The organism is Pseudarthrobacter sp. ATCC 49987 (genome assembly GCF_009928425.1).
Classification (GTDB): Bacteria; Actinomycetota; Actinomycetes; order Actinomycetales; family Micrococcaceae; genus Arthrobacter.
Genome location: NZ_JAABNS010000001.1, coordinates 3,944,291 through 3,964,122, shown reverse-complemented (window position 1 = coordinate 3,964,122; position 19,832 = coordinate 3,944,291). Strand labels below are relative to the sequence as shown.

Here is a 19,832-nt window from a genome sequence, read left to right as displayed (position 1 = left end):
ACGGACGCGGACCGCGGAAGGCTGGAACACACTGCCCGTCGCCGTCGTTGAACACCGGTACCGTGAAACCCACACACAGCACGCCGGAGAGGAGGACCACGATGACCACTGCCAACCCGGCAGGTCCCGCTTCCTCCCTGCACCGGGCCGCACTGCTGGCCGGAATTCTGGCTGTCATCGCGGGCTGCCTGGGCATGCACATCCTCACCGGTTCCCATGGGACGCACTCCCACGCGCCGGTTTCGGGCAGTGCCGGACACGCCGCGGTAGATCACCCCGCGGCTCCGGCGTCAGCGCCGACCCACGGCCAACACCCCAGCCACAACGCCGCAGCTACTACGCCCCCGTCGTGCGTCTGCCAGGGCGGCTGCGCCGAGGAGCCGGCAGCTCACGTTGACTGCACTCCGTCCCCTGCGGGTGCTTCTCTGAGCGCCCCACAGCCCGGATCCACGCTGCTGGCGATGCAATCCTGGGCGGCATCCCGCGCAGACCGGCAGCCGGACTACGCCTATCTGCCCGGGACGCCCTCACCCCGGGACCTGTCCATCAGCCGCACGTAAGAATGGGCATGTGCCGTGAACACACCGGCGCCGACCCATGCCCCACGGCGCGCGCCCGCCACGCCAACGGCCACCGCGCGCCCCCAGACCTCCGGCTCCAGGGCCGGATCCCCGAAGGACAGATTCTCCATGAAGAAGACCCTCACGCTTTCCGCCACCGCCGTCGCCGCCGTCATCGCCCTGGCAGGCTGCTCCACCGGGTCCGGGTCCAGTGCCAGCAGTATGCCCGGCGCGGACCACAGCACCATGCCGGCCAGCCCGGCCGCGGTGGCCGACCACAACGGCTCGGACACGATGTTTGCCCAGGCCATGATTCCGCACCACGCACAGGCCGTCGAGATGAGCGACATGATCCTGAAAAAGCAGGGCATCGACACCCGGGTCACCGCGCTGGCAACGAAGATCAAAGCAGCCCAGGCGCCCGAGATCGAAAAGATGACTGGCTGGCTCAAGGGCTGGAGCGAACCCACGCAGGCGCCCGGCGGACACTCCATGACCGGCATGATGAGCGGCGACGACCTCACAAGGCTCGACGCCGCCCAAGGCACCGAGGCCGCCCGGCTGTTCCTCAGCCAGATGATTGCGCACCACGAAGGCGCCGTCGAGATGGCCAACGCCGAGGTCCGCAGCGGCAAGAATGCCGACGCTGTTCAGCTCGGCAAGGACATTGCGGCCTCCGAAACGGGCGAGATCCAGGAAATGAAGGACCTGCTCGCGGGCCTCTAACCGGTCCGTGGACCCCGAGGTGAGGTTTCGCGCCCATCGTCCGGCGGAATCATGGGCGCGACGTCTCACCTCGGCAGGGGGCGCGGCTGGTCGCGGGGGCGTAACGCAACGTCCCCGCAACTTCTCCCGGGAGCCGTTCGCATATGCTCAGCAGACAGACTCACACTGGCTCAGCGACGAACCACCAGGGAGACACCACATGACCAACTGGCGAATCAGGGATTTCCATTCCGCCGATCTCGACGGCATCCTGCACCTCTGGGAGTCCCTCAAGGCCACCAATGTCGAGCCGGTCTACGCGCTCTCCGAGGTGCTGGCCTCCTGCGAAAAGGACCATGCCGTGGTCGCGGTGCAGGGCGACCAGGTGGTGGGGGCCGCCGTCGGCCGCGCCGCCCACGACCAGGGCTGGATCGTTTTCCTGGCCACCCTCCCCGAATTCCGCGGCCGCGGGATCGGCACCTCGCTGCTGGCCGCCGTCGAGAACCGGATGGCGCCGCACGGGCTGAACAAGCTCTCCGCGCTCATGCCGGAATCCGAGACCCGGGTGGAAGCGTTCCTGGGCCGGGGCTTCGTGCTGAAGAAGAACCTGCGGTATTTCGAGCGGAAGATCCCGGTGCAGCGCCAGGAACTCGAACCGCTCAGCCAGCTCGGCGGCCGCATCCTGGCCCGCGACCTCTGGGAAAACGTCGCCGGCATGCGGAACGAGAAGGAACTGCTGGAACGCCGCCTGGTGCTGCCCTTGGCCGAGGCCGACCTCGCCGACGAATACGGTGTGGTGCCCCCGCGCGCCGTCGTGCTCTTCGGCCCTCCCGGCACCGGCAAGACGACCTTCGCGAAGGCGATTGCTTCCCGCCTCGAGTGGCCCTTTGTGGAGGTCTTCCCCTCCCGTCTGGCCTCCGACCCCAAGGGCCTCGCAGGTGCCCTGCGCGAGACCTTCCTGGAGATCGCCGAGCTGGAGCACGCCGTCGTCTTCATCGATGAGGTGGAGGAGATCGCCTCCCAGCGCTCCGGCGAACCCCCGTCGCCGCTGCAGGGCGTCACCAACGAACTCCTCAAGATCATCCCGGCCTTCCGCGAACAGCCGGGACGCCTGCTGGTCTGCGCCACCAACTTCATCCGCGCCCTGGACACCGCGTTCCTGCGCCACGGCCGATTCGACTATGTCATTCCCATCGGCCTGCCCGACCGGCAGGCCCGCGAGGCCATGTGGCAGCGCTTCATTCCCGCCACGGTGGTGGACGACGTGGACGTGGAGCTCCTGGTGGACCGCACCGAGGGCTTCTCCCCCGCGGACATCGAGTATGCGGCCCGAAGCGCGTCCCAGCGCGCCCTGGAGAAGGCCGTGTACGACGACGGCGGGCTGGCTTCCAGCGGCAACGCCTCAGTCCGCGAGGCGGTACGGAAGGGCCCCGCGACGCAGGACTACCTCGATGCGATCGCGGATACCCGCACCACGGTCAGCGAAGAAGTCCACCAGCAGTTCCTCGAGGACATCGATGCCTTAGGCCGGGTGTAGCCAAAGGGCTACGGGTTCCGCTGCTCCCCGGTATCGGCGGGCCCGGCCGACTCGACCATTGCCGGCTCCGCTTCCGTGGCGTCGTCATAGGAGAGGTTTTCATAGTCGGTGTCGTCCGCCTCATCGAGCAGATCGTCGAGCTCGTCCAAGAGCCACGGATTAATCCGGGCCAGGATCTTCCGGGTTTCCTCCACCGGAACCGCGGCATAGAGCACCGGGCGGGCCTCATCGTAGCGGGTGACCGGCGGCTTGTCCGGCCACTTCTCGGCCAGCGCCCTGACCCGTTCTGGCAATGAGTTGTGCGCGTTGTCCGCAATTTTCACGAGGGTGGCGTCGTGGTCTTCCGCGATGTAGCGGATGCCGGCCTGGTAGTCGTCCGGGTTCTCGTGCAGTCGCTTCGTGACGCGCTCGATGATGTCCACCGCACGCTCGGAGACACCCATGTCCAGCAGGGCCTGCCGCGTCATGGGTGTGTCCTCGGCGATGTCATGCAGGTAGCCGGCAATCCGGATGTCGTCGTCGAAATCCGCCAGCGCATCCCCGACGGCGATTACGTGCTCGCGGTACGGGCGCTTGAGCTTGTCTTTCTGCCGGTTGTGGGCGACCTCGGCAAGGATCTTCGCCGTCTCCACGGTGAAACTCGGTTGAGGGGCGCGTGCTTCCGTGAATTCTGGTTCTGACATGATTCCAGCCTACGCGCCGGCGCCGCCCAGCCCGGGCCACACCCACGGCTGCTTCGGCAGCGCGGCGGGGTCGAACACGGCGAGGGCGTGCTCCAGCGGTCCGGTCGGCAGCCCGAGGGATACCAGCAGCACGTCCCGCACGTCCTCCGGGGGCACGCCTTCGGCCGCGAGGTCCGCGAGTGTGACGGCGCCGTCGCGCTTGGCCAGCCGGGCGCCGGCGGCGTTCAGCACAAGCGGAACATGCGCATATTCCGGGACAGGCATATTCAGCAGCAGGGCGAGATAGGCCTGCCGGGGCGTGGACGGCAGCAGGTCGTCGCCGCGGACCACCTGGTCAATGCCCTGTTCGGCGTCATCGACCACCACGGCGAGGTTGTACGCGACGACGCCGTCATTGCGCCGCAATACAAAGTCATCCACCACGCCCGTGTAGCTGCCGCGCAGCAGGTCCTGCACGGTCGCCTCCGTAACCGTTGACCGGAGCCGGACCGCTGCCGGCCGGGTGGCGCGCTTCGCCTCGCGCTCGGCGGCAGTGAGGTTCCGGCAGGTGCCGGGATAGGCGCCTTGCGGGGCATGCGGCGCGGACGGCGCTTCCTGGATCTCCCGGCGGGTGCAGAAGCACTCATAGGTCAGGTCCGCCGCGGCAAGCCTGGCGATCGCGGCCGCATAGTGGGCCCCGCGGTCGGTCTGGCGGACGACGCCGCCGTCCCACGTGATACCGATTGCAGCCAGGTCGCGGAGCTGCTCAGCCTCGGCGCCGGCCCGTGCCCTGTCAAGGTCCTCGACGCGCATCAGGAACCGCCGGCCCGTGGACCGGGCGAAGAGCCAGGCCAGGATGGCCGTGCGGAGGTTGCCGACATGCAGTTCGCCGGAGGGGCTGGGGGCGAAGCGGCCGGCAGAGGTCATGGCTTCAGCCTATGCGCAGCGAACACAAGAGCCCCTCAGCTACCGATGACTTCGGAAAACCGACGTCGGTGGCTCAGGGGCTCTTGCCGTGCCGGGCCCGGGGAGTTCCTCCGGGCCATGGCACTGCGATTACAGAGTTTTCGTGCGGAATGACGATGGTGTGAACAAGAGTCAATCAGCTGGCGGGTTCCTTGCGGGAATCCTCATCCAAGGTCCGGGTGGTGTGCCGGGGTACTTGTAGCCTTTGGGGTCCGGCGGTGGCCTCGTCCCTTTGTTGTCACTATTTCAACAGAAGTCCTACAGTTGGTGCAACGAGCTTGCTCTCGAGTAGTCAGATTGACCAATGCAAGCCACGAGGATGAACGGGAAGTGGTCACTTTGCAGGAACTCGACGGGACGGACCGTCGGATCCTCCTCGCCCTTGACGAGGATCCCCGGCTGCCGATCATGGTGCTGGCCCAGAAACTGGGCCTGGCCCGCGGCACCGTGCAGTCGCGCCTGGAGCGGATGACGGCGTCGGGCGCACTCCGGCCCAACAGCAGCCGCGTGCTGCCCTCGGCGCTGGGCCGGGGCGTGGCGGCGTCGGTGAGCGCGGAACTGGACCAGAGCCATCTGAATGAGGCAATTGCGGCGCTCCGGAACATCCCCGAAGTCCTCGAATGCCACGCGCCGGCCGGGGAGACCGACCTGCTGATCCGGGTGGTGGCCACAAGCCCGGACGATTTGTACCGCGTCTCCGAAGAGATCCGGCTTTGCCCGGGAATCGTGCGAACGTCCACCAGCATGTTCCTGCGCGAAGTCATCCCGTACCGGACCACAGGGCTGCTGGGCGTCTGAGTCCCCGCCCGGCAGTCCCGGAACAGCACCCGTGTGGCCTAGGGCATGTCTCTTAATTCCTTGAGCCAGATGGTGATGGCGCGGAGGACGACTCCGCCGCGGTAGGTCAGGGCGAGCTTGTCGTAGCGGGTGGCGAGGCCGCGCCATTGTTTGAAGATGTTCAAGGACCGTTCGACGACGTTTCGCCGTTTGTAGGCTTCCTTGTCCAGCCCTACTGGTCTGCCGCCTTTGCTGCCGCGGCGTTTGCGGTTCGCTTCCTGATCGGAGCGTTCCGGGATTACCGCCTGGATGCCGCGCCGGCGCAGAAGTTCCCTGTTGGCATTGGAGGAGTAGGCCTTGTCCGCCAGGGCACGGTCCGGGCGGGAACGGGCCCTGCCCGGACCCAGCCGGGGAACGCTGAGGGAGTCCAGCAGGTGCGGGAACATTGGGGAGTCCCCGCCCTGCCCGGGACCGAGCAACATGACCAGCGGGCGCATCTTGCCGTCGCAGAGGTGATGGATTTTCGTTGTCAGCCCGCCGCGGGACCGGCCGATCCCGTGATCAGGCGGTTCCTCCAACAGATTCATGTAATTCGACAGGTCCCCCTGTGTGGCGGGTGAGGTTCGTGGCGTGCTGGTGGGCCCGGTTGACCGTGGAGTCCACGGAGACCTCCCAATCGATCATCCCGGCCGCGTCGGCCTCCGCCAGGATCCGGGAGTGAATCTTGTCCCAGGTGCCGTCGCCGCTGAAGCGGCGGTGGCGTTTCCAGACGGTCTGCCACGGGCCGAAGGTCTCCGGCAGGTCCCGCCAGGGAATTCCCGCCCGGAAACGGTAGATGATGCCTTCGACGATCAGACGGTGGTCCTGGAACGGCCGCCCACGGCTCCCGTCGGAACTGGGCATCAACGGTTCAATCCGCTCCCATTGGGCATCGGTCAGGACGGCAGTACGCGACATGATTCCAGCATGCCAAAGCTGACAAGCACCAATTGGGAGACACGCCCTAGTACTACAGTCGCGTTTATGGGGTGTGTCCGCGGGCTTTGTAATGACTATGTCGTGCGCGGTGTTGGTGTTTTCGTCGCCAGGTTGAGTGTTCCAGGACTTGTTCGGGGGCGGTGGTCCGGTGCCAGACCATTCGGACCAGCAGGCGCCTGATTTCAGGCAGTGAGAGCCGGATCAGTTCCGCGGTTTCGGCGGCAGGGCCCCTTTTTTGGAGCGGACCACGGTCAGGAAGGCCTGGGCGAACATGGAGAGGGTGATGTGGCGGTACCAGCCGGTGTATTGGCGCACTTGGTAGTGGTCCAGTCCGGTTTCTCCTTTGGAAGTTTGGAAGGTTTCCTCGATGGCCCAGCGGGCGCCGGCGATCCGCACCAGCTCGGCCAGCGAGACGCGGTTCGGGCCATGGCAGATGTAGTAAGCCAGATCGGAGGGGTCTTTCAGGGAGCGGCGGGCCAGTAGCCAGTGTTCCCCTGTTTCGGCGGGTCCGTTGATGCGGGTTCGTGCCCAGGAATACCGGCGGTCGCCCTTGGTCCCGGCGCCGGCGGTCCTGGTCCGCCAGGCATTGGTGCGCAGCGAGGCGATGAGTTTATCCGCGCGCCATTGCTCGCCGATCCCGACTGTGGGGGCGATGACGTTCTGGTTCATGGGAACCGCCAGCACGTAGTGCAACCCCCTGGCTTCCAGACGGCGGCGCAGCCCCGTGTGCTGCCCATAGACCGCGTCCCCGGTGGCCCAGCGGGCAAGGATCCCGGCATCCAGGGCGCGGTCGATCATGTCCGCTGCCAGTGCCGGTTTCGTGGCGAATTCCCGGGTTTTGGGGATCCCGGCCCGGGTGCATCTTTCCCGGTCATCGGCCCAGGCTTTGGGCAGGTAGAGTTCCCGGTCCAGCAGGGTGCGCCCGGCCGGGGCGGAGTACGTCAGGAACACCCCGATCTGGCAGTTCTCCACGCGCCCGGCGGTGCCCGAATACTGGCGTGCGACCCCGGCTGAGGCGGCGCCCTTCTTGAGGAATCCAGTCTCGTCAATGATCAGGATCCCGTCGGGATCGCCCAGGTGGCGGTTGACGTAGGTGAACAGGTCATCCCGCACGGCATCCGGGTCCCAGTCGGTGGTCGAGAGCAGGCGTTGCATGCCATCCGGGGTGCCGTGCCCGGCGCGTTCGGACAGCGTCCAGGAATTCTTGCGTTCCTCATCCGAAAGCAGCCCTCGCACATACCCCACAGCGTTCCGCCGCGGTTCCGACCGGACAAACCGCCGCCCAATCAGATCGCCGATTTCTTCCAGACCATCGGCCCACTCTTCTACGTCCGCCACACAAATATCATCACTCACCACCAACGATTAACAGGCCGCGAGCGGAAAGTCCGGTTAAACCGCCGATACGGCCAAAATTAAACGCGACTGTAGTACTAGACGGGCGGCCCGGTATTGGTCTTCAGGTTCTTCATGACCAGTGTCGACGTCAGGCGCTCGACCCCCGGCAGCGAGGTCAGCTCGCTGTCATAGAAGCGCTGGTAGGCGGGCAGGTCCTCGGCGATGACCTTGAGCAGGTAATCGGGCGAGCCGAACAACCGCTGGGCCTCCACGATATTCGGGTTGTCCGCCACCCGGTTCTCGAAGATCTCCATCGTGGCGCGGTCCACCTGCCGCAGCGTGACGAACACTATCGCCTCGAACCCGAGCCCCACGGCGGCCGGATCGATCTCCGCCCGGTAGCCGCGGATGACGCCGGACGCCTCCAGGTCGCGGAGCCGCCGGTGGCAGGGCGCCACGGTCAACCCCACCTTGGCCGCGAGCGCTGTCGCCGTCATGCGGCCATCCTCTTTGAGGTAGCGCAAAATACTTCTGTCCAAATGGTCAACCACGCAATAATCTTACCCGCAACCAGTGTTTTTCCGCGAAAACAGGGAACACTTTGGGCGCATTTTTTCCTAGACTTTTCCTGTACCCAGCGTCAGGAGACCGCCATGAACCCCCAGCTTTTCATTGCCTTTTTGGTGGTTGCCGGCGCCCTTGCCTGCACGCCTGGAGTGGACTGGGCCTATTCCATCGCCGCAGGCCTGAAGCAGCGCAGCTTTGTGCCTGCCGTGGCGGGACTCTGCGGCGGCTATGTGCTGCACACGGTGTTCCTGGTGGCTGGCCTGGCAGCGCTGCTCACCGGGATTCCCGGCGTATTGGGATGGCTGACCGTGGCCGGCGCCGGCTATCTTCTCTGGCTCGGACTCTCGACCATCCGGTCCTGGCGCGGGGCGAGCTTCGGCACCGCAGAAGTGCGGGCTCCGGCGAACCAGTTCCGGACCTTCCTGCAGGGCATGGGAACCAGCGGCATCAACCCGAAAGGACTGTTGTTCTATGTTGCCCTGGTGCCGCAGTTTGTCAGCCCGGAGGCGTCGCTGCCGGTGCCGGTGCAGTCGGGCCTTCTCGGCATGACGTTTGTCCTCCTGGTTGCCGTGGTCTACACGTGCGTTGCATTGCTGTCACGCAAACTGCTGCACTCCCGGCCGGGAGCGGCACGGAGAGTGACGCTCGCGAGCGGCATCATCATGGTGGCACTGGGCGCCGTACTGCTGTCCGAGCAACTGGTACCGCTCCTGGGCCACGTCATGCCTCGCGGCTGAGGACCCAAGGCTGAGGCTGGGGCTGCGCGCGGCCTCCGGCCGCCCGGTCACGTGCGCGGCATGTACCACTCGGTGAACGCCGTGGCGCGGCCGTCCCCCGTGAGCTGGATGATCCAGAGGTTGTCGTAGCTGCGGCTGTCCTCGCGGTAGTCAGTGCGGCCCTGCACGAAGGCCCTGCCGCCGTCGACGCCGAGGAGCTTCCATTCGAAGGTCCAGTCCCCCGGCTCATCACGGCCGGCGATCCATCGCTCCACGATCTGCTCGCGCCCGGTCCACGCCTCGGGATCATCCGGGCGGGTGGCGTACACGGCGTCCTCCGTGAAAAGCGCCTTGATGTCCTCCGGCTCGTTCGACCTCCAGGCTGCGATGTAGTGCTGCATCCAGCGCGCTGCCGCATCTCTCATTCCTCGGTTTTACTCCCTGCTTCCGCGAGTCCGCAAGGGTCGTCGATCCGGAACGGGACCCGTCTCCCTGGTTCAGTCGCCGTCGTCGGCGAGGCCGTATTCCCGGTCCCAGAGCTCATGCAGTTCGGCGTCCTTGCGGAGCGTCCTGACCGTCTCCAGTTCAGTGGGCTGGCGGTGCTGCCACTCAAACCGGTTCAGCACCTTCCGCCCGTTGTCCAGGAGAAGGAGCGCCCGGTCCGTCAGGGCATCGCTGCGGAGCGTGAAATCGGTCTTGCGCCGGCGCAGGACCTCCTGCAGGGCTGCCCGCGCTTCCCGGTCGTCGCCAAGTTTCCGGAGCGACCGTGCCCGCACCAGGAGCAGCGCCGCCGAGAGATCGTCCCCGTTGAGCAGCCCGTCCGTGTCCGCCACCACGTCCAGATGCCGTCCCAGCGACGCGGCCAGAGAGCAGCTCGCCAGGGCCATGGGCAACGACGGCGGCAGTCCCGTCAGCGCCGCGAGTGCGGCCTCGCCCTGGCCTGTCTCGCGCAGCGAATGGGACAACGCCAGGAACGCAGCCTCCTCGCTGAACAAGACGGGAACCTCGACCCGCTCTGCCACGGCCACCCGGGTGATGACACGGGCCAGATAGACGGACGCATAGCTGTTCGCGTCGTCGTCGTTCCTGATCAGCAGGCCGCGCTGGAGCAGTTCGGAGGAGCGGAGGTGGCCGCCCTGGGCATAGCTCTGCAGTCCGGCCATCAGGTAGCACAGCCCGGCCCACCCGGGGTTGGCGTGCGCCAGGGCGATCAGCCGGTCCGGGTCGGAGCTGGCGAAGATGGCGGCATGCACGGTCTTCGCCGCTTTGCCCGGTGCCCTGCCACCCACTTTGCCGAGCCGGGGTGCGCCGCCTTCCACGGGAAGTGAACCACGGGTCCGCCCCGCCACGGCACCGGCGACGCCGTTGGCGAGTCCGCGGACAGGCGTCCGGATCACCGGCGTCCGGAACGGCGTCAGGTCGCGGTGGTCGCGGTATAGGGCTGGTCGGGGGGCGGTTTCCCCTGGTCCGGCGCTCATGACTCCATGCTAGTCCGCCCGGGGCGGCCGCGGGCAGACTAGGCCGCGGCCGAAATCCAGAGTCCGATCACCCAGGTGCTGCCGGCCAGGCAGGCGAGTCCGAACTCCACGATCATTCCCAGGCCGGTGGCCTTCAATGCCGCCCAGCTGGATGCCACGGCAGTGCCGAACACGCGCGTGCGCTGCAACTCGCTCAGCAGCAGGCCGGCGGCGAAACCGACAAACAGGCCCACGACGGGGATGATGAACATCCCCACCACCCCGAGGACCAGCCCGGCCACCACCGAGCGGCCGGGAATGCTGTGTTGTTTGAGTTTCCGCCCGGTCAGGACCGCGCTGGCGGCCATCCCGGCCAGGACAAAGACCAGGCCGATCCCGAACACCACCCAGCCGATGGTTCCGGCGCCGCCCCAGATGGCCCACGCGAGCAGGCTCAGTCCGATCAGGATGCTGCCGGGAAGCACGGGGATGACGGTGCCGGCCACGCCCACCAGGATGGCGAGGCCGCACAGGATCGTCACGACAGTCTCGGGGTTCATCGCTCCAGTCTATGGTTCGAGCCGGTGCCCGGAGCACCCGACGACGACGGCGCCGCATCCCCAGGGCTGCGGCGCCGTCGTCTTCTGTTCAGCTGTGTCTACTCGGCTTCAACCGCCGCGGCGACGGCGGCGGAAACCGCCGGTGCCACCCGCGGGTCCAGCGGACTGGGGACGATGTAGTCGGCGGAAAGGTCCTCCTCGGCCAGTGCGGCGATGGCGCGGGCTGCGGCCAGCTTCATGGCCGGCGTGATCCGGCGGGCGCCGGCGTCGAGGGCTCCGCGGAAGATGCCGGGGAAGGCCAGGACGTTGTTGATCTGGTTCGGGAAGTCGCTGCGGCCCGTGGCGACGACGGCCGCGTACTTGCGTGCAACCTCCGGCAGGACTTCGGGGTCCGGGTTGGAGAGGGCGAACACGATCGCGTCCTTGCTCATGAGCTTGAGGTGGTCCTCGTCCAGCCTGGAGGAGGAGACGCCAATGAAAACGTCGGCGTCGAGCAATGCCTCGGCGGGGCCGCCGGAGACATCGCGCGGGTTCCCGCTCCTGGCCAGCTGCGCCTTCTTGCCCTCGGGGTGGGCAGCGATGTCCGCACGTTTGCTGTTGATGACCCCGCGGGAGTCCAGCAGCACAACGTCGGTAATCCCGGCGGAGAGCAGCATCTGCGCGACGGCAATCCCGGCAGCGCCGGCGCCCGAGACGACAACGCGCAGTTTCTCGAGTCCACGACCGGTCACCTTGGCGGCGCCGGTCAGGGCGGCGAGCACGACGACGGCGGTGCCGTGCTGGTCATCGTGCATAACGGGGCAGTCGAGGGCTTCGATGAGCTTCTCCTCGAGTTCGAAGCAGCGCGGCGCTGAGACGTCCTCAAGGTTGACGGCGCCGAAGCTCGGACGAAGGCGGACGAGGGTCTCCACGATCTCGTCGACGTTGGTGGTGTTGAGCACCAACGGGATGGAGTCGAGTTCGCCGAAGGCCTTGAACAGGGCGGACTTGCCCTCCATCACGGGCAGCGAGGCGCTGGCCCCGATGTCGCCCAGGCCGAGCACGGCCGTGCCGTCGCTGACGACGACAACGAGGCGCTGGGCCCACGTGAGGGTCTTGGCGAGCTCCGGGTTGGCGGCGATGGCGCGGCTGACCTGGGCGACGCCGGGCGTGTACGCGATGGAAAGGTCGCGCTTGCTGGCGAGCGGGACAGTGCTGGAAATTGAAAGCTTGCCGCCCTGGTGGGATGCGAAAATTTCCTCGTCGCTCAGCACCTCTACGGGCTCTGCGGGGGAAGTAGCGTCGGTGGGGATAGTCGTCTCAATGGACACTTCGTTGTCTCCTGGGGCTCACCGTGGGCATACGGCTCATGGAAGCTCAAGCACAGGGATGCTCAAGATGGTCTGGGGAACGTCGGCAGCGGCCCGAGGTTGGTGGGCCGGCGGCGGTGCTCCGGGTACTGTAAGCGGCGGGGCCGCTCCGGTTCTGCAATGGTAAACAAAGCCGGCGGGCCATGAAGTGTCGACGGACACACTCCCGCGAATGGTGAAACGTTTATCCAAGCTTTTTTGTGACCCGCATCACTCAAAAGGTCCGCTACCGGCCAGTAAAAAGTCAGATTGGTCTAGACCAGTTACGCCGCTGGGCGGCCGCATGTCAGCAGGAAGCAGGCTTTCTTGAGGTCTTCCTCGGCTTCAAAGAGGGAAAGCCGGCGGCAGCGGACCGACTGGACCAGTCCAGTGACGGTCAGCAGCAGCACCCGGGAGATGGCGGCGTCGCCGCTGACGGCGGTGACGGCCTTCTCGGCCGTGGCGTCGATCTCGCGGAGCAGCTTCGTGGTGTCCGTGTCCTTGGTGTACACGACTTTGTTGAGGCACTGCTCCACGGCAGGCTGCATAAGGCGCATGTGGAAGATTTCCATCACGACGCCGACGAGCGCGTGGGCCGGTACATCGCCCGAGGCGTCCGCTGCGGGTGGCTTCGCGGAGCGTCCCGCAGACTTCTTCGCCGGGGCAGCGGCGGTGCTTGTCGATGCAGCGGCGGTGCCGGCCGCTGGCGCCGCAGGGGAGTTGGCGGCGTACAGTTCCGTGAGCTGCTTACGGTACAGCGCCAGCACCAGCTGGGTGGCGGACGGAAAGTATCGGTACAGGGTGCCGAGCGGAACATCAGCCCGGGCAGCGACCTCCGAGAGAACCACGGAATCCAGTCCCTTGCGCACGAACCCGGCGGCGACGTCGAGGATCCGGGTGTAGCGGAGCCGTTGCCTGGGCAGGCTGGGCGGCGGGGCCATCGGTGGAAGTTCTGAGTGAAGTTCAGGCATCAGCAGCGTTCCGGGGTCGGTTTTCTCGGCAGCCGGGAGGGATCCCCCACAGCACTGCCGCGGCAATTCCCGTCCACTATACGCCACGCCCCCGGGCCGAAAGCCAGTCACATCCACGGCCGGAGCGGCCCGGACGGAGCCACGACGGCGGCACCTTCTGGGCTAGTCGACGCCCTTGATTTTGACCACGAACACGGCACCCAGCAGCCCAATCACCGCGGCCGCCACGTACAGCGAAACGTATCCACCCCACAGCGTCACGAAGGGGAACGCGATAAGCGGGGCGAGCACCTGCGGCAGGGAATTGGCGATGTTCAGGACACCCAGGTCCCTGCCGCGGCTCAGAGCCGCCGGGAGCACCTGGGTAATGAGGGCGAAATCGACCGCAAGGTAGCAGCCGAAGCCGATGCCCAGCACCGAAGCGCCCAGCAGCGCCCCGATCCAGTTCGGCGCGAATGCCAGGATCAGCGAGGCCACCGCGATGATGACCGAGGACATGATCACGAGCGGCTTCCGTCTCCCCATCCGGTCGCTCAGCCGGCCGCCGATCACACTGCTGATGATCACCATCACCGCATAGAGTCCGGTCAGGATCAGCACGCCGAACTCGGGCGCCATGCCCTGCGTCTCCTGAAGGCGGACCGCATCCGTGAGGAAGAAGAGCAGGTAAAGGGTGACCATGTGGTTGCCGATGTTCACCAGGAGCCTGGTCAGCCAGGCCCAGGCGAAGTCCGGGTGGAGCGCCGGGGAAATCCAGAAACCCTTGACGAAGCCGGCCAGGCGGAACGGCGGCCGCGCCTCCGCGGGGAGCCGGGCGTCGTCGTTCCTGAAGAAATACAGCACGACGCCGGCGAGCAGCGCGACGGCGCAGACCACATAGCCGACGGCGAAGTTCCCCGTCACCACTGCCGCGATCACGGCGCCGATGAGGATGCCGACCGTCTGTCCCATGGCGGCCAGGCCGCCCACCGTGCCGCGCTGCGCCACGGGCACGCGGTCCGGGATGGCCGCGGTGATGGCGGCATAGGCGCCGTTGCAGCCGGCCTGCACGAGGCACCAGAGCAGCGTCATGATGGCAACGTTCGGCGCCCCGGCGAGGGCAATCAGGGCCGCGGCGCCGAGGACGGCGCCGAAGAGGACCCAGGGCACACGCCGGCCCAGGGGTGAGGAGGTGCGGTCGCTGAACGCGCCAAACAGCGGGTTGGCGACCAGTGAGACCGCCGCGCCCGCCCCGGTCACGAGGGCGAGGATGGCCTCCTTGTCGGCCTCGCTGAATGCTGCCGCCTGCTGGCCGAGGAGCACCTGGAGCGGGGCGAAGAATGCCGCGTTGATGCCGAGGTTGACGAGGACAACCCCGGCGATCCAGACGGGCCGGACCGCCCGGTCGGGCTCGGCGAGCGCCACCGCCGTCGGGCGTTCCGTCGTCGGGCGTTCTGCCGTCGAGGGTGCCGCGGCGGGGTCACGGGCTGGGTCCGGAGCAGCGCCGGGAGGATCGGACAGGCTCATGTAATTCGGTTCCCCCCGGAAACTGACGACGCACGCTGAAGATCGGTGTGCAGCCAGACTATCGTGGGGACCACGATCCGCCCCCTATTTCCAGCTCAGGAGAACCGATGGCCGCATCCGCCGTAAATACCGCCGATCTCTACGACGTCCGGGGTGAGGAGCTCGACTCCGTGGCCCTGCAGTTCCAGTCGCTCGGCGGCCGGACGCACTTCAGCGGCCTGGTCCGTACCATCCGCTGCTTCGAGGACAACGCCCTGGTCAAGTCCACGCTCGCCACACCCGGCGACGGGGCCGTCCTGGTGGTGGACGGCGGCGGCTCGCTGCGCACGGCCCTGATGGGGGACCTGATCGCGGCCAGCGCGGTCGCGAACGGCTGGGCCGGCGTCGTGATCAACGGCGCCATCCGCGACCGGACGGCGATCGCCGGACTGCCGCTCGGGGTGAAGGCGCTCGGCAGCAACCCGCGCAAAAGCGCCAAAGCAGGTGCCGGTGAGAGCGACGTGGCACTGGAGATCGACGGCGTCGTCCTCCGGCCCGGCGCCATGATCTGGTGTGATCCGGACGGGATCCTGGTAGAGCGCTGACCACGCCGGGGTGAGACTTGGCGCCCATGACGCTAAACAGCATGGGCGCTTAACCTCACCTCGGCGTCCATCCCCGGGACTGGAGGGCCCGCCGGACCCTGCCGATGGCCGCGGGGCGATCACCCGCCAGGTCGTCCTTCGAGATCCTCACCTCGACCCAGCCCAGCCGTTCCGTGGTCCGTGCCCGCCGGATGTCGCGCAGATGCTGGCCTGGTCCGTCATGGTGGGCGCCGTCGTACTGCAGCGAGATCCGGTGGGCCGGATAGGCCGCGTCCGGCCATAATTCCGGGGCGCCGGCCGGGCCCCAGACCACGTGGTTGAGCTCGGGTTCCGGAAGGCCGCCGCGGACCAGGGCGAGCCGCAGGTGTGTTTCCGGCAGGGAATCCGCACCCACGCGCACGTACCCAAGGGCTTCCCGCGCGGTCCGGATGTTCCGGGCGCCGGGGTGTTGGAGCAGCATCCTGTCCAGCGCCTCGATGCTCGACACGGCGGTCCGGGGCGACGGGAACTCCGGACCGTGCACTCACACCAGGGCATCCCCGGCAGCCACCAGATCGTCCAGCGGCAGAGCCGCAGCCAGGTCAAGGAAGGTGCGCTCGGGCGAGGTAACCCGGACGCCGGCGAACATCACCACGTCCCCGGGCGCCAGAGCGAGTCGGTGGCCCGCCACGTTTGCCCGCTTCGGGATGCTGCCGCCCCGCGGCCGGGCAAGGTGGATCCGCCAATCGCAGTCCGCCCACAGGGGAAGGCCAACGCGCCACAGCCTCGCCGCGGTGAAGTGGCAGAGTACGGTGCAGTCGTCGAGCTGGCAGTAGGCCCTCAGCGCTGCCCCGCCGTGTGCGCCGCTGCCGGCCGGGACGCGGACACCGCGGGACACCGTGATCAGGTCCTGGGCACGGGTCCGCTTCCGCGGGATCCCCGCGGCGTCCGCAGCAAGGACGGAGAACGAGCCGTCCGCCAGGAATGTTGGGAGCTCAAGTCGGCGCATTCCCTCATCATGATCGGATCCGGCGCCGCCCGCTTAAGTTATCCACACCCCGCAGCCACACGTCCCCCACAACTCCTGGACGTCGGGCCGCCGGGGTGAGATTTCGCGCCCATGGCGGAACCGGACATGGGCGCGAAGTCTCAGTTGGACGGCACGACGGCGGTGCCCGCTTGCCGCGCCCCGCCAAACTGTATGTTTTCTCTCATTTTTGGCCCTGTGACGTGCACCGCTCCGGCTCCGGTGTAAGACTTGGTAGCTTGCGGCGCCGGCCGCGGAACGCGAAATGCCGAGGGAGCCAGATGACAACCACCCAAGACCAGACCGCAGCCAGGATCCCCCAGCGGGTCATCTGGCTGGCCGTGGCGGGCGCCGTGGGCGGCTTCCTCTTCGGTTTCGACTCCTCGGTGGTCAACGGCGCCGTCGACGCAATCAAGGACGAGTTCGCGCTCAGCGAGGCCGTAACCGGTTTCGCCGTGGCTGTGGCCCTCCTCGGCTGCGCGGCCGGCGCCTACCTGGCCGGCAAGATCGCCGACCGCTACGGCCGGATCCCCGCCATGAAGCTCGGCGCCCTGCTGTTCCTGGTCAGTGCGATCGGGACCGGCTTCGCCTTCAGCGTGTGGGACCTCATCTTCTGGCGCCTGGTCGGCGGCCTGGGCATCGGCCTGGCCTCCGTCATCGCTCCGGCCTACATCTCCGAGATCTCACCGCGCCACGTCCGGGGCCGGCTGGCCTCGCTCCAGCAGCTTGCCATCACCACTGGTATCTTCGCCGCCCTGCTCTCGGACGCCCTGTTCGCGAACTTCGCCGGCGGAGCGGGCGAGGCCCTCTGGTTCGGTATTGAAGCCTGGCGCTGGATGTTCCTCGCGGCTGCCGTGCCCGCCGTCGTTTACGGCTGGATTGCCTACACCCTGCCCGAGTCGCCGCGGTTCCTGGTCGTCCGGGGCAAGGACGAGGAGGCCCTCAAGATCTTCCAGTCCATCGCCCCGAACGAGGACACGGACCGCCACCTGCGCGACATCAAGAAGGCCATCGAGGAAGACAAGCTCGCGGGCCAGAAGGGCTCCCTGCGCGGCAAGGCCTTCGGCCTGCAGCCCGTGGTGTGGATCGGCATCATCCTGTCGGTGCTGCAGCAGTTCGTCGGCATCAACGTGATCTTCTACTACTCCACCACCCTGTGGAAGGCCGTCGGCTTCCAGGAGAAGGACTCCCTGACGATCTCCGTGGCCACCGCGATCACGAACATCCTCGTGACCCTCGTGGCGATCGCGCTGGTGGACCGGATCGGCCGACGTCCCATCATGCTCGCGGGTTCCATCGGCATGGCCGCATCGCTGGGCACCATGGCCCTGGCCTTCGCCTCAGCCACGGGAACGGGGGACGCGATTTCGCTGCCCGGCGCGTGGGGTCCGGCCGCCCTGGTTGCCGCCAACGTCTTCGTGATCAGCTTCGGCGCCTCCTGGGGCCCGCTGGTCTGGGTGCTGCTCGGTGAGATCTTCCCGTCCCGGATCCGCGCCCGCGCCCTGGGCCTGGCCGCGGCCGCCCAGTGGATCGCCAACTTCGCCATCACCCTGAGCTTCCCGGTCATGGCGGCGGCTTCGCTGCCCCTGACCTACGCCATGTACGCCACGTTCGCGGCGGCGTCGTTCTTCTTCGTGAAGTTCAAGGTGCCGGAGACCAACGGCATGTCCCTGGAGCACGCCGAGACCCTTTTCGTCCCGAAGGGTTCCGCGAAGGCTTCCGCGACGGCCTGAGCCGCACTGCCCTCCTTCCGCCTGCCGAGGTGACAGCTAATGCCCATGTTCCGCGGGAACATGGGCATTAACTGTCACCTCGGCGGGTTGGGCACCCGGCGCGTCAGCTAGACCATGTGGGGCTCGTGCGCGGTCAGGTAGCGTCGTCCGCCGAGGACCACGGCAATGGCCGCCACCATGGCCAGCGCGCCCGCAAAGAAGGGCACCTGCGGGCCGAAGTGCTCGCCCAGCTGCGCGGCGGCAAACGGAGCCAGGGCGCCGCCCATCCAACGCACAAAGTTGTACCCGGCAGAGGCCACGGGCCGCGGCGAATCCGAAACACCCATGGCCAGCTCCGTGTAGATGGTGTTGTTGATGCCCAGGAGCGCCCCGGAAATCACCACCAGCACGACGACGGCGGGCACCGAGTGCCCGGCGGCCAGTCCCAGGCCCGCCAGGTCCAGCATCAGCAGGGTCAGGGTGCCGGTGAGGACCCGGACGGCCCCGAAGCGGTTCTGCAGCACGGGGGCGGCAAACACGGAGAAGACGGCGACGGCGACGCCCCAGCCAAAGAACACTCCGCCGATCCCGTAGGCGTCCATGCCCAGGATAAAGGGCGTGAAGGCGAGGACGGTGAAGAAGCCGTAGTTGTAGAACAGGCCGCTGGCCGCCGTCGTCCTGAGTCCCTTGTGCCCCAGCGCGAGGAGGGGATCCCGGAGCCGGACCTTCCGCTCAGGCAGCGGGGTCTTGGGCAGCAGGGTGATCAGCGCGATGAACGCCGAGGCCATCAGCACGGCGGTGCCGAAGAACGGCGCGCGCCACTGCCAGCCGCCCAGGAGTGCGCCCAGGAGCGGGCCGAGGGAGATGCCCAGGCCGAGGGCGGCCTCGTAGAGGATGATCGCCGTGCCGGCGCCGCCGCTCGCGACGCCGACAATCACGGCCAGCGCCGTGGCCACAAAGAGGGCATTGCCGAGCCCCCAGCCGGCCCGGAAGCCGATGAGCTCGGCCACGCTGCCCGAGGTGCCGGAGAGCGAGGCAAACACGACTATTACCGCCAGTCCGATCAGCAGGGTCCGTTTCCCGCCGATCCGGGACGAGACGTAGCCTGTGATCAGCATGGCGACGGCGGTGACCAGGAAGTAGCTCGTGAAAAGCAGTGAGACCTGGCTCGGCGAGGCGTCCAGGTTCTTGGCGATCGCCGGCAGGATGGGGTCCACCAGGCCGATGCCCATGAAGGCGAACACCGCTGCGAGAGCAGTCGCCCACACCGCCTTGGGCTGTTTGAGTAGTGAGGCCTTCTCAGCCTCGAGGGTCTTTTCCGCTGCCGGCAGGGTGTCGGCGGGCTGGCCGTGCATAGTTGCACTCCTAATTCATGGGATCTAAGTTGTGGGATTTTCGGTTGGGTATCAGGCCTGAAGCGTCGCGTTGATCTTGCCGATGACCGGGAGGGCGGCCGCGAGGGCGGCACGGTCGACGCCCGAAAGGGACGAGAGGATGCCGGCCATGACGGCATTGCGGCGCTCGTTGGCGGCATCTACGGCGGCGAGGCCGGCTTCCGTGAGGGCCACACGGACGGCGCGGGCGTCGTGGGGGTCCGGTTCCCGGCGGGCGAGGCCGGCGCGCTCGAGCTTGATGATCTGCTCGGTGGCACTGGGCACCTTGACGCCGAGGTTCCGGGCAATGTCGCCGACCCGCACGCCGCTGGGCTCACGGGAAGTGGGTCCGCCCTCCATCAGCATTTTGAGGGTGCTCAGCTGGGCGGCGCTGAGTTCGCCGTCGGCGTCCAGGCGGCGGACGAGGTAGATGCTGTGGCGGAGGGCCTCGCGGAAGTCCTGGGCGAGGGCGACGAGGCCCGGGTCGGCCGGTTCACTGACGTTCATAGTTAGGTAGCCTAACTGTTAG

At 67.5% G+C, this 19,832-nt stretch carries 21 protein-coding genes and 1 pseudogene; 7 read left to right on the top strand and 15 right to left on the bottom strand.

From position 1 onward, the window contains the following. Nucleotides 1–101 precede the first annotated feature (101 nt). The 3 genes from GXK59_RS18395 (at nt 102) to GXK59_RS18385 (ending at nt 2,802) form a co-directional block, all read left to right on the top strand. The gene (locus GXK59_RS18395; RefSeq protein WP_160668794.1) at nt 102–560 is read left to right on the top strand and encodes a hypothetical protein; all 459 of its coding nucleotides are present in this window, start codon (nt 102–104) and stop codon (nt 558–560) included. Nucleotides 561–689: 129 nt separating this feature from the next. After that, nucleotides 690–1,286: a DUF305 domain-containing protein gene (locus tag GXK59_RS18390; RefSeq protein WP_160668793.1), complete on the top strand. Its 597-nt coding sequence runs from the start codon at nt 690–692 to the stop codon at nt 1,284–1,286. 199 nt (nt 1,287–1,485) lie between these two features. After that, the gene (locus GXK59_RS18385; RefSeq protein ID WP_160668792.1) at nt 1,486–2,802 is read left to right on the top strand and encodes an ATP-binding protein; all 1,317 of its coding nucleotides are present in this window, start codon (nt 1,486–1,488) and stop codon (nt 2,800–2,802) included. 8 nt (nt 2,803–2,810) lie between these two features. On the opposite strand, the gene GXK59_RS18380 is transcribed toward GXK59_RS18385, so the two are convergent. Both GXK59_RS18380 and gluQRS read right to left on the bottom strand, forming a co-directional pair. After that, nucleotides 2,811–3,485 carry an HD domain-containing protein gene (locus GXK59_RS18380; protein ID WP_160668791.1) on the bottom strand — a complete coding sequence of 225 codons (675 nt, stop codon included), beginning with the start codon at nt 3,483–3,485 and terminating at the stop codon, nt 2,811–2,813. Nucleotides 3,486–3,494: 9 nt separating this feature from the next. Continuing rightward, nucleotides 3,495–4,391, bottom strand: a complete 897-nt coding sequence (gluQRS, locus tag GXK59_RS18375) for a tRNA glutamyl-Q(34) synthetase GluQRS (protein ID WP_160668790.1) — start codon at nt 4,389–4,391, stop codon at nt 3,495–3,497. 378 nt (nt 4,392–4,769) lie between these two features. Here gluQRS and GXK59_RS18370 point away from each other — a divergent pair, with 378 nt between their 5' ends. Then, nucleotides 4,770–5,228 (top strand): Lrp/AsnC family transcriptional regulator, encoded by a 459-nt coding sequence (locus GXK59_RS18370; protein ID WP_202129237.1) that lies wholly within the window; start codon nt 4,770–4,772, stop codon nt 5,226–5,228. A gap of 38 nt (nt 5,229–5,266) precedes the next feature. Here GXK59_RS18370 and GXK59_RS18365 read toward each other — a convergent pair. The 3 genes and pseudogenes from GXK59_RS18365 to GXK59_RS18355 all read right to left on the bottom strand — a co-directional run bounded on the left by GXK59_RS18365 (nt 5,267) and on the right by GXK59_RS18355 (nt 8,074). Next, nucleotides 5,267–6,164: pseudogene (locus GXK59_RS18365) on the bottom strand (IS5 family transposase). Nucleotides 6,165–6,386: 222 nt separating this feature from the next. After that, nucleotides 6,387–7,523: an IS701 family transposase gene (locus GXK59_RS18360; RefSeq protein ID WP_160667767.1), complete on the bottom strand. Its 1,137-nt coding sequence runs from the start codon at nt 7,521–7,523 to the stop codon at nt 6,387–6,389. 95 nt (nt 7,524–7,618) lie between these two features. Then, nucleotides 7,619–8,074: an Lrp/AsnC family transcriptional regulator gene (locus GXK59_RS18355; protein WP_160668788.1), complete on the bottom strand. Its 456-nt coding sequence runs from the start codon at nt 8,072–8,074 to the stop codon at nt 7,619–7,621. A gap of 102 nt (nt 8,075–8,176) precedes the next feature. Between GXK59_RS18355 and GXK59_RS18350 the strand changes: the two genes are divergently transcribed. Then, complete coding sequence (locus GXK59_RS18350; protein ID WP_160668787.1) at nt 8,177–8,827, top strand: LysE family translocator; 651 nt, start codon at nt 8,177–8,179, stop codon at nt 8,825–8,827. Nucleotides 8,828–8,874: 47 nt separating this feature from the next. Here the strand turns inward: GXK59_RS18350 and GXK59_RS18345 are convergent, their stop codons facing one another. From GXK59_RS18345 to GXK59_RS18320, 6 genes are all read right to left on the bottom strand, one after another. Further along, the gene (locus GXK59_RS18345; RefSeq protein WP_237393951.1) at nt 8,875–9,231 is read right to left on the bottom strand and encodes a nuclear transport factor 2 family protein; all 357 of its coding nucleotides are present in this window, start codon (nt 9,229–9,231) and stop codon (nt 8,875–8,877) included. Nucleotides 9,232–9,303: 72 nt separating this feature from the next. Beyond that, on the bottom strand, nt 9,304–10,284 hold the full coding sequence (locus GXK59_RS18340; RefSeq protein ID WP_160668786.1) for a hypothetical protein: 981 nt from the start codon (nt 10,282–10,284) through the stop codon (nt 9,304–9,306). Nucleotides 10,285–10,322: 38 nt separating this feature from the next. Further along, the gene (locus GXK59_RS18335) at nt 10,323–10,823 is read right to left on the bottom strand and encodes a DUF456 domain-containing protein (protein WP_160668785.1); all 501 of its coding nucleotides are present in this window, start codon (nt 10,821–10,823) and stop codon (nt 10,323–10,325) included. A 98-nt stretch (nt 10,824–10,921) separates the two neighbouring features. Continuing rightward, nucleotides 10,922–12,133 carry an NAD(P)-dependent malic enzyme gene (locus tag GXK59_RS18330; RefSeq protein ID WP_202129164.1) on the bottom strand — a complete coding sequence of 404 codons (1,212 nt, stop codon included), beginning with the start codon at nt 12,131–12,133 and terminating at the stop codon, nt 10,922–10,924. Nucleotides 12,134–12,435: 302 nt separating this feature from the next. Continuing rightward, nucleotides 12,436–13,122: a helix-turn-helix domain-containing protein gene (locus GXK59_RS18325; RefSeq protein ID WP_160668784.1), complete on the bottom strand. Its 687-nt coding sequence runs from the start codon at nt 13,120–13,122 to the stop codon at nt 12,436–12,438. A 162-nt stretch (nt 13,123–13,284) separates the two neighbouring features. Then, nucleotides 13,285–14,628 carry an MFS transporter gene (locus GXK59_RS18320; protein WP_160668783.1) on the bottom strand — a complete coding sequence of 448 codons (1,344 nt, stop codon included), beginning with the start codon at nt 14,626–14,628 and terminating at the stop codon, nt 13,285–13,287. 107 nt (nt 14,629–14,735) lie between these two features. Between GXK59_RS18320 and rraA the strand changes: the two genes are divergently transcribed. Further along, on the top strand, nt 14,736–15,212 hold the full coding sequence (gene rraA, locus GXK59_RS18315) for a ribonuclease E activity regulator RraA (protein ID WP_202129163.1): 477 nt from the start codon (nt 14,736–14,738) through the stop codon (nt 15,210–15,212). 55 nt (nt 15,213–15,267) lie between these two features. Here rraA and GXK59_RS20805 read toward each other — a convergent pair whose 3' ends face one another. Together GXK59_RS20805 and GXK59_RS20800 are read right to left on the bottom strand one after the other, a co-directional pair. Next, on the bottom strand, nt 15,268–15,735 hold the full coding sequence (locus GXK59_RS20805; RefSeq protein ID WP_237393950.1) for a hypothetical protein: 468 nt from the start codon (nt 15,733–15,735) through the stop codon (nt 15,268–15,270). Next, nucleotides 15,736–16,200, bottom strand: coding sequence for a hypothetical protein (locus GXK59_RS20800; protein WP_237393949.1), 465 nt, complete (start codon nt 16,198–16,200; stop codon nt 15,736–15,738). It lies immediately after the preceding gene. Between the two features lie 299 nt (nt 16,201–16,499). Between GXK59_RS20800 and GXK59_RS18305 the strand changes: the two genes are divergently transcribed. Further along, nucleotides 16,500–17,951 carry a sugar porter family MFS transporter gene (locus tag GXK59_RS18305; RefSeq protein ID WP_160668782.1) on the top strand — a complete coding sequence of 484 codons (1,452 nt, stop codon included), beginning with the start codon at nt 16,500–16,502 and terminating at the stop codon, nt 17,949–17,951. Nucleotides 17,952–18,058: 107 nt separating this feature from the next. On the opposite strand, the gene GXK59_RS18300 is transcribed toward GXK59_RS18305, so the two are convergent. Further along, entirely contained in the window at nt 18,059–19,285 is a 1,227-nt protein-coding gene (locus tag GXK59_RS18300; protein WP_160668781.1) for an MFS transporter, read from the bottom strand. Between the two features lie 51 nt (nt 19,286–19,336). Then, complete coding sequence (locus tag GXK59_RS18295; RefSeq protein ID WP_160668780.1) at nt 19,337–19,810, bottom strand: MarR family winged helix-turn-helix transcriptional regulator; 474 nt, start codon at nt 19,808–19,810, stop codon at nt 19,337–19,339. Nucleotides 19,811–19,832 lie beyond the last annotated feature (22 nt).

Coding starts and splice junctions, on each gene's coding strand:
- GXK59_RS18395 (WP_160668794.1), top strand. CDS start 102: ATGACCACTGCCAACCCGGCAGGTCCCGCTTCCTCCCTGCACCGGGCC.
- GXK59_RS18390 (WP_160668793.1), top strand. CDS start 690: ATGAAGAAGACCCTCACGCTTTCCGCCACCGCCGTCGCCGCCGTCATC.
- GXK59_RS18385 (WP_160668792.1), top strand. CDS start 1,486: ATGACCAACTGGCGAATCAGGGATTTCCATTCCGCCGATCTCGACGGC.
- GXK59_RS18380 (WP_160668791.1), bottom strand. CDS start 3,485: ATGTCAGAACCAGAATTCACGGAAGCACGCGCCCCTCAACCGAGTTTC.
- gluQRS (WP_160668790.1), bottom strand. CDS start 4,391: ATGACCTCTGCCGGCCGCTTCGCCCCCAGCCCCTCCGGCGAACTGCAT.
- GXK59_RS18350 (WP_160668787.1), top strand. CDS start 8,177: ATGAACCCCCAGCTTTTCATTGCCTTTTTGGTGGTTGCCGGCGCCCTT.
- GXK59_RS18345 (WP_237393951.1), bottom strand. CDS start 9,231: ATGAGAGATGCGGCAGCGCGCTGGATGCAGCACTACATCGCAGCCTGG.
- GXK59_RS18340 (WP_160668786.1), bottom strand. CDS start 10,284: ATGAGCGCCGGACCAGGGGAAACCGCCCCCCGACCAGCCCTATACCGC.
- GXK59_RS18335 (WP_160668785.1), bottom strand. CDS start 10,823: ATGAACCCCGAGACTGTCGTGACGATCCTGTGCGGCCTCGCCATCCTG.
- GXK59_RS18325 (WP_160668784.1), bottom strand. CDS start 13,122: ATGCCTGAACTTCACTCAGAACTTCCACCGATGGCCCCGCCGCCCAGC.
- GXK59_RS18320 (WP_160668783.1), bottom strand. CDS start 14,628: ATGAGCCTGTCCGATCCTCCCGGCGCTGCTCCGGACCCAGCCCGTGAC.
- rraA (WP_202129163.1), top strand. CDS start 14,736: ATGGCCGCATCCGCCGTAAATACCGCCGATCTCTACGACGTCCGGGGT.
- GXK59_RS20800 (WP_237393949.1), bottom strand. CDS start 16,200: ATGCGCCGACTTGAGCTCCCAACATTCCTGGCGGACGGCTCGTTCTCC.
- GXK59_RS18305 (WP_160668782.1), top strand. CDS start 16,500: ATGACAACCACCCAAGACCAGACCGCAGCCAGGATCCCCCAGCGGGTC.
- GXK59_RS18300 (WP_160668781.1), bottom strand. CDS start 19,285: ATGCACGGCCAGCCCGCCGACACCCTGCCGGCAGCGGAAAAGACCCTC.
- GXK59_RS18295 (WP_160668780.1), bottom strand. CDS start 19,810: ATGAACGTCAGTGAACCGGCCGACCCGGGCCTCGTCGCCCTCGCCCAG.